At 61.7% G+C, this 7436-nt stretch carries 2 protein-coding genes and 2 pseudogenes; all 4 read right to left on the bottom strand.

What is annotated here, in order from left to right; translation table 11 throughout:
• Positions 1-95 precede the first annotated feature (95 nt).
• The 4 genes and pseudogenes from HT737_RS00485 to HT737_RS00470 all read right to left on the bottom strand — a co-directional run bounded on the left by HT737_RS00485 (position 96) and on the right by HT737_RS00470 (position 7328).
• Positions 96-1571, bottom strand: coding sequence for a mannitol dehydrogenase family protein (locus tag HT737_RS00485; RefSeq protein WP_131670501.1), 1476 nt, complete (start codon positions 1569-1571; stop codon positions 96-98).
• Positions 1572-1588: 17 nt separating this feature from the next.
• Positions 1589-2692 (bottom strand): annotated as a pseudogene (locus HT737_RS00480) (ABC transporter ATP-binding protein).
• A gap of 70 nt (positions 2693-2762) precedes the next feature.
• Positions 2763-4224, bottom strand: a pseudogene (locus tag HT737_RS00475) (efflux transporter outer membrane subunit).
• The gene (locus HT737_RS00470) at positions 4221-7328 is read right to left on the bottom strand and encodes an efflux RND transporter permease subunit (RefSeq protein WP_182400949.1); all 3108 of its coding nucleotides are present in this window, start codon (positions 7326-7328) and stop codon (positions 4221-4223) included. Before HT737_RS00470 ends, HT737_RS00475 begins: the two are co-directional and overlap by 4 nt.
• Between the last annotated feature and the right edge of the window lie 108 nt (positions 7329-7436).

Here is a 7436-nt window from a genome sequence, read left to right as displayed (position 1 = left end):
CTCCCACAGGTTCTCGTTTGTACGCAAAATTCATCAACGATTGAAAACCCTGTGGGAGCTGGCTTGCCAGCGATGGCGTCGGTGGTTTCACCGCATCACTCAGCCAGCACCCGCTCCAGCGTGCGCGTCACACCCACCTCACGCAAGCTGTTGCAGCACCACTCAAACGCCGCCACAAATGCCGCCGAACGTGGAATCGCCGTGCCGAAAATCTCCTCGACCGCCAACAACCGCTGAGTGATCAACGCATCATCCGCCACCAGTCCCTGACAAAATTCCGCCCGTGGATCCGGAATCGTATAGGTGTCGCCATTTTCATCCACGCCCTTCAGATACAACGCCCAGGCCGCCACCACCAACGCTGCGCGCCTGGTTTCCTGGCCATCGGCAATCAAGCGATTGATCGTCGGAATGGTGAATTTCGGAAACTTCGATGAACCGTCCGAACACACCCGCTCCAGTTGATCGGCAATCGCCTGATTGGAAAAGCGCGCCACCAGCGTGTCCTTGTAGTCGGTCAGGTCGATGCCCGGCACCGGCGCCAGTTGCGGGGTGACGTCAAGGTCCATGTAGGCGCGCATGTAGCGTACGAACAGTGGGTCGTTCATGGTCTCGTGGACGAAGCGATAGCCCTTCAAAAAACCCAGGTAAGTCAGGGCCAGGTGGCTGCCGTTGAGCAGTTTGATCTTCATCTCTTCGTAGGGCGAAACGTCATCGGTGAACTGCACGCCAACCTGTTCCCAGGCCGGGCGACCGTTGACGAACTTGTCTTCCAGCACCCATTGCACAAACGGCTCGCAGACCACCGGCCAGGCATCGTCGACGCCGTGTTTGTCGGCTAGTTGCAGGCGGTGCGCGGTGCTGGTCATCGGTGTGATGCGATCGACCATGGCGTTGGGAAAACTGACGTACTGCGCGATCCAGTCACGCAGCCCCGGGTCACGCAGGGTGGCGAAGGCCAGCAACGCCTTGCGGGTCACCGCGCCGTTGTGCGGCAGGTTATCGCAGGACATGATCGTGAACGCTGGTGTGCCCGTGTCACGGCGTTTTTCCAGCGCCGCACAGAGGAAGCCGAACACGGTTTTTGGCGCCAGCGGATGGGCCAGATCGTGCTGAATCTGCGGCAGGTGCGCCATGAACTCGCCGTTGCTGTCGTCGATGCAGTAACCGCCCTCGGTGATGGTCAGCGAGACAATGCGGATCTGCGGATCGGCGAGTTTGTCGATCAGCACCTGCGCGCCGTCTTCGGCCAGAAGCATGTCGCGAATCGCACCGATCACCCGCACTTCGGTGTCGTCGCTGTCGCCGAGTTCGAACAGGGTGAACAGGTAATCCTGCTCTTTGAGATCGTCGCGGGCACGGCGGTCCTCAGTGCGCAGGCCAACGCCGCAGATTGCCCAGTCCAGCGCCTGACCGGTATTCATCAGTGCATCGGTGTAATACGCCTGATGCGCGCGATGGAAGCCGCCGACGCCAATGTGCGCGATGCCCTGGCGGGTGTCGCTGAGGCTGTAGGCCGGCAGTTGCACCTCGGGGGCGAGGCGCTGCAGATTTTGCTTATTGAGTTTCATCGGACAAGTCTCGAAATTCAGGCCGCGGCGCGCAGTGGGCGGGTCAGCGCCACGCCATTGACGTCGAACAGGTGGCAATGGCTGGCGTCCAGGTGCAGGTTCAGTTGCTCGCCGTAGCGGCTCGCCAAGTCACCGCGCACACGCATGGTCAGGGCTTCGCCGGCGTTGCTGGTGACGTGGCAGAAGGTGTCGCTGCCCAGGCGTTCGCTGACGTCGGCGGTGACTTGCAGGGTGCAGTCGCCCGGTTGCGCCAGCTCCAGATGCTCCGGACGAATGCCCAGGGTCACCGCGCTGCCGACGCTTAGATTGGCGGCATTGAACGGCAGGGTGATGCGTGTACCGGCGTCCAGCGAGACTTCGCAGCTCTGGCCGTCGATGCGGGCGATCTTGCCCTTGAGGAAGCCCATTTTCGGCGTGCCGAGGAACCCGGCGACGAACAGGTTGGCCGGGTTGTGATAGAGGTCCAGCGGCGAGCGACCTGCTCGATTTTGCCGCCATTGAGCACCACCACCTTGTCAGCCATGGTCATCGCTTCGACCTGGTCGTGGGTCACGTAGATCATCGTGGCTTGCAGGTCCTTGTGCAGGCGCAGCAGTTCCAGACGCATTTGCACGCGCAGGGCGGCGTCGAGGTTGGACAGCGGCTCGTCAAACAGGAAGATTTTCGGATTGCGCACGATGGCGCGGCCGATGGCAACCCGTTGCCGTTGGCCGCCGGAGAGCTGTTTCGGCTTGCGTTCGAGCATCGGCCCGAGTTCGAGAATCCGCGCCGCTTCGCCGACCTTTTTCTCGACTTCGGCTTTTGGCACACCGGCCAGATCAAGGGCGAACGACATGTTTTTTCTTCACGGTCATGTGCGGGTACAGCGCGTAGGTCTGGAACACCATCGCCAGATCGCGCTTGGCCGGACTGACTTCGGTGATGTCGCGGCCATCGAGTTCGATGGTGCCGCCGCTGACTTCTTCCAGCCCGGCAATCAGCCGCAGCAGGGTGGATTTGCCGCAGCCGGACGGGCCGACGAAGACCACGAACTCCTTGTCGTTCACCTCAAGGTCGATACCCTTGATGATGGAGAAACCTTCGAAGCCTTTTTGCAGATTCTTGATTTTCAGGTTGGCCATGGTGATGGGCCTCCGCATTGTTGTTTTTTTAAGATCAAAAGATCGCAGCGTGCCGCAGCTCCTACACGATTTATTCGGTGGGCAGTTGACCGTCCCACCCGCCGCCCAGCGCTGCAATCAATTGCACACTGGCGATCAGCCGGCTCTGCAGGATATTGAGAACGGTGCGTTCGTTGCTCAGCGCTGTGGCTTGCACCACAACCACATCGATGTAGGCAATCAAGCCGGCCTTGTACTGGTTCTGGGTCAGGCGCAACGAGTCGCGCGCCGCATCCAGTGCTTCCTGACGCACCGCCGCCTCGTCTTCATATACCTTCAGTTGCACCAGATAGTTTTCCACTTCGCGGAAACCATCGAGCACCGTCTGGCGGTACTTGGCGACGGTCTGGTCGTACACCGCCTCGGTACGGTCAACCTCGGCCGAACGGATGCCACCGTCGAAGATCGGCAAGTCCAGCTTCGGCCCGACCGACCAGAAACGGTTGGGTATGGTCAAAAGATTTTTCGAAGTACTGCTGCTGTAGCCGCCGCTCATGCTCAACGTCAGATCCGGGTAATAGGCGGCTTTGGCCACACCGATATTGGCGTTGGCAGCGATCACCGAGCGCTCCGCCGAGGCAATGTCCGGGCGCCGTTCCAGCAACTGCGACGGCAGGCTCAGAGGAATTTGCGGCAGGTTCGGGATGTTCTGGGTCTCGGCGATGCTGAACTCGGCCGGCGCCTGCCCGGTGAGCACGGCGATAGCGTTTTCGAATTGCGCCCGTTGCCAGATCAGGTCCACCAGATCGGCCTGGGTGGTTTTCAACTGGGTCTGTGCTTGCGCCACCGCATCGCGGCCGGAGATCCCGGCGCGGTACTGGTTCTGGGTCATTTGCAGGGATTTCTCGTAGGCCGCGACCGTGGCCTCAAGCAAGCGTTTCTGCTGATCGATCACCCGCAGTTGCAGGTAGTTCTGCACCAGTTCCGACTGCTGGCTCAGACGCATCGCGGCCAGATCGGCGAAGCTCGCCTGGGCGCTGGCCTCGTTGGCTTCCAGGCCTCGGCGCAATTTGCCCCAGATATCCGCTTCCCAACTCACGCCCAACTGCGCGTTGTAGGTATCGCGAATCCCGCTGGCGGAACTGCTCAGGCTCGAACTGCTGCTGCCGGTGCCCTGACTGGAGCGGGTCTTGCCTACGCTCAGGTCGACACTGGGGTAAAACGCCCCACGGGCACTGCGCACCAAGGCCTGGGCCTGACGGTACTGCGCTTCGGATTGCGCCACGGTCTGGTTGGAACTGTTGAGTTTCTCGATCAGGCCATTGAGCTGCTGATCGCCATACAGCTCCCACCAGGCACCGCGCGCCAGCGCGTCACTCGGATTGGCCTGGCGCCAGCCCTCGGCCTCTTTGTACTGTGCAACCTCGGCAGTCTGCGGGGCGCTGATAGTCCGGGCCGACGGCGCAGGCACTGAGCATCGCCACGCACAGCGACAGGCTCAACAGGCGCGAACCGCGCGCAGTGGCCAGATTGAGAAGCGAACGGTCGGTCATAGCGGAGTTTCCAGAGCAGCGTCAGTACGCACGCCACGCCACTTGTTGAAGCGGTGGCGCAGCTTGTCGAGATAGAGGTAAACCACAGGCGTGGTGTAAAGGGTCAGGACCTGACTGAAGATCAGGCCGCCGATGATGGTCAGGCCCAGGGGCTGGCGCATTTCCGCGCCTTCCGCGCGGCTGAGCAACAGCGGCAAGGCACCGAGAATGGCCGCCAGGGTGGTCATCAGAATCGGCCGCAGCCGTTGCAGGCAGGCGCTACGGATCGACTCCAGCGGCGACAGGCCCTGATGGCGCTCCAGTTGCAACGCCAGGTCGATCATCAGAATGGCGTTTTTCTTCACCACCCCGATCAGCAGGAACAGTCCGAGCAGCGAAATCAGACTGAATTCGCCGCCCAGCGCGTAGATCGAGAGCAACGCGCCGACCCCGGCCGAGGGCAAGGTCGAGAGGATTGTCAGCGGGTGAATGTAGCTTTCATACAGCACACCGAGCACCAGATACACCGCGAGCAGTGCACCGAGGATCATGAACGGCTGGCTCTTCTGCGTCGCGGCAAAGGCATCGGCGGTGCCGGCCATTTTCGCGATCACGTCTTCTGGCAGACCGACCTTGGCAATCGCCCGCTCGATGGCGGCACTGCCCTGCTCCACAGTCACGCCTTCGGCCATGTCGAAGGCGATGCTTTCGGAGGCGAACTGGCCTTCGTGGCTGACGCGGTCGTCTTCCAGGCTGTTTTCGTAATGGGCAATGGTCGACAACGGAATCCGCGCACCGTCAGCGGTAATCACCTGCACCTGATTGAGGGTCACCGGATCCTGCGCGTACTTCTGATTGACCTCCATCACCACCTGATACTGGTTGAGGCTGTCGTAGATCGTCGAAATCTGCCGCTGGCTGTAGGCGTTGTTCAGCACCGCCGTGACCATGTTCATGTCGACCCCGAGGCGCTTGGCCTGATCGCGGTCGACGATCAGCGTCACCTGCTGCGCACCGCGTCCTTCGCGGGCATCAATCGCAGTCAGCTCCGGCAGTGCGCGCAGCGCAGTCACCACTTTCGGGTACCACTCGCGCAGGGCGCCCAGGTCCCCGCTTTGCAGGATATAGCTGTATTGCGAGGTGGTCTGTTCGCGACCGCCGCCGAACTGCAGGTCCTGATCCGCCATCAGCATCAACTGGGCCCCGGGGACCTTGGGCATCTCCTTGCGCAGGCGTTCGATGACTTTCTGCGCCGACAGGTTGCGTTCCTTGATCGGTTTCAGGCGCACCAGCATGAACGCGTTGTTGGTGCCGTTGGTGCCGCCGATGAACCCGGCCACGCTCTCCACCGCTTCGTCCTTGAGCACGGCGCGGCGGAAGGTTTCCATTTTCGGCTGCATCACGCTGAACGACAGACCGTCGTCACCCCGCACGAAACCGATCAACTGTCCGGTGTCCTGCTGCGGCATGAACGTCTTCGGCACCACCACGTACAGCGCGACGTTGACACCTACGGTGATGATGAGGCTGAGCAAGGTCAGACGCCGATGGCGCAACACCCAGTCGAGGCTGGTCGCATATTTGCCGACCATCCAGTCGTTGGTCTTGCGGCTCCAGCGTTGCAGGCGGTTGTCCTGGCCCGGCGTATGCGGTTTGAGCCAGCGCGCGCAGAGCATCGGCGTCAACGTCAGCGAGACCACCAGCGACACCACGATCGCCGCCGCCAGGGTGATGGAAAACTCGCGGAACAGGCTCTCGACAATGCCGCCCATGAACAGGATCGAGAGGAACACCGCCACCAGCGACACGTTCATCGACAACAAGGTAAAACCGACTTCCTTGGCCCCGAGGTACGCGGCCTTCATCGGTTTGACGCCTTCGTCGATGTGCCGGGAAATGTTTTCCAGCACCACGATGGCATCGTCCACCACCAGCCCGGTGGCCAGAATCAACGCCATCAGCGACAGGTTATTCAGCGAAAAACCGTAGAGGTACATCACCGCGAACGTGCCGACCAGCGACACCGGCACCGCCAGCGTCGGAATCAGCGAGGCGCGGAAGTTACCCAGGAACAGGAACACCACCAGAATCACCAGCGCCACAGCGATCAGCAAGGTCATTTCCGCTTCGTGGAGGGTGGCCTTGATCACCGGGGAGCGGTCCATCGCCAGATTCAGCTTCACGCTGGCCGGCAGCACCGCTTGCAAGGCCGGCAACTGCGCCTTGATCTCGTTGACCGTCTCGATGATGTTGGCGCCGGCCTGGCGGTTGATCACCAGCAACACCGCCGCGTCATCGTTGAAGAAACCGCTGTTGTAACGGTCTTCGACGCCGTCGCTGACCTTGGCCACGTCCTTCAGACGCAGGGCCGCGCCGTCCTTGTAATGGATGATCAGCGACTCGTAATCCTTGGCTTTTTCCAACTGGTCGTTGGCCTGGATCTGCCACAGGCGCTCGCCGTCTTCGACCGAGCCCTTGGGCCGGCGCACGTTGGCCGCGGCGATGGTCTTGCGCACATCGTCGAGCGCCACGCCGTACTGGTTGAGCGCCTGCGGTTCGAGTTCGATACGCACCGCCGGCAGCGAACTGCCACCGATCTGCACCTCACCCACGCCCTGCACCTGGGACAGGCTCTGCGACAGGATGGTCGAGGCCAGGTCGTAGAGCTGGCCTTTTTCCAACACATCCGAGGTCAGCGACAGCACCATGATCGGCGCCTGCGACGGGTTGACCTTCTTGTAGGTCGGCATGCTGCGCATCCCGCTCGGCAACAGGTTGCGCGAAGCGTTGATGGCTGCCTGCACCTCGCGCGCTGCGCCGTTGATGTCGCGGTCAAGGTCAAATTGCAGAATGACCCGGGTCGACCCCTGGCTGGAACGGCTGCTCATGGTGTTGACGCCGGCAATCGCGCCGAACGAGCGCTCCAGCGGCGTCGCCACCGTGGACGCCATCACTTCGGGACTGGCACCGGGCAGACTGGCCTGGACCACGATCACCGGAAAGTCCATTTGCGGCAGCGGCGATACTGGCAGCAGGCCGAAACTGACGCCGCCCAGCAACATGATCGCCAGGCTCAGGAGCATGGTCGCGACCGGACGCTTGATGAAAGGACCGGACAAGTTCATTGACCGCAATCCCCATCAACACACCTACCCACTGTGGGAGCGAGCCTGCTCGCGAAGACGGTCTGACATTCAACCTTGATGGTGACTGATCCAGCGCTTTCGCGAGCA

Origin of the sequence: Pseudomonas sp. MD195_PC81_125, assembly GCF_014060985.1 — a bacterium.
Lineage (GTDB): Bacteria > Pseudomonadota > Gammaproteobacteria > Pseudomonadales > Pseudomonadaceae > Aquipseudomonas > Aquipseudomonas parakoreensis.
The sequence above is the reverse complement of the archived record's forward strand: the minus strand, read 5'-3'. Positions and strand labels throughout refer to the sequence as shown.

Bases quoted from the DNA above. Each gene is read 5' to 3' on its own strand.
- HT737_RS00485 (WP_131670501.1), bottom strand. From the start codon at position 1,571: ATGAAACTCAATAAGCAAAATCTGCAGCGCCTCGCCCCCGAGGTGCAA.
- HT737_RS00470 (WP_182400949.1), bottom strand. From the start codon at position 7,328: ATGAACTTGTCCGGTCCTTTCATCAAGCGTCCGGTCGCGACCATGCTC.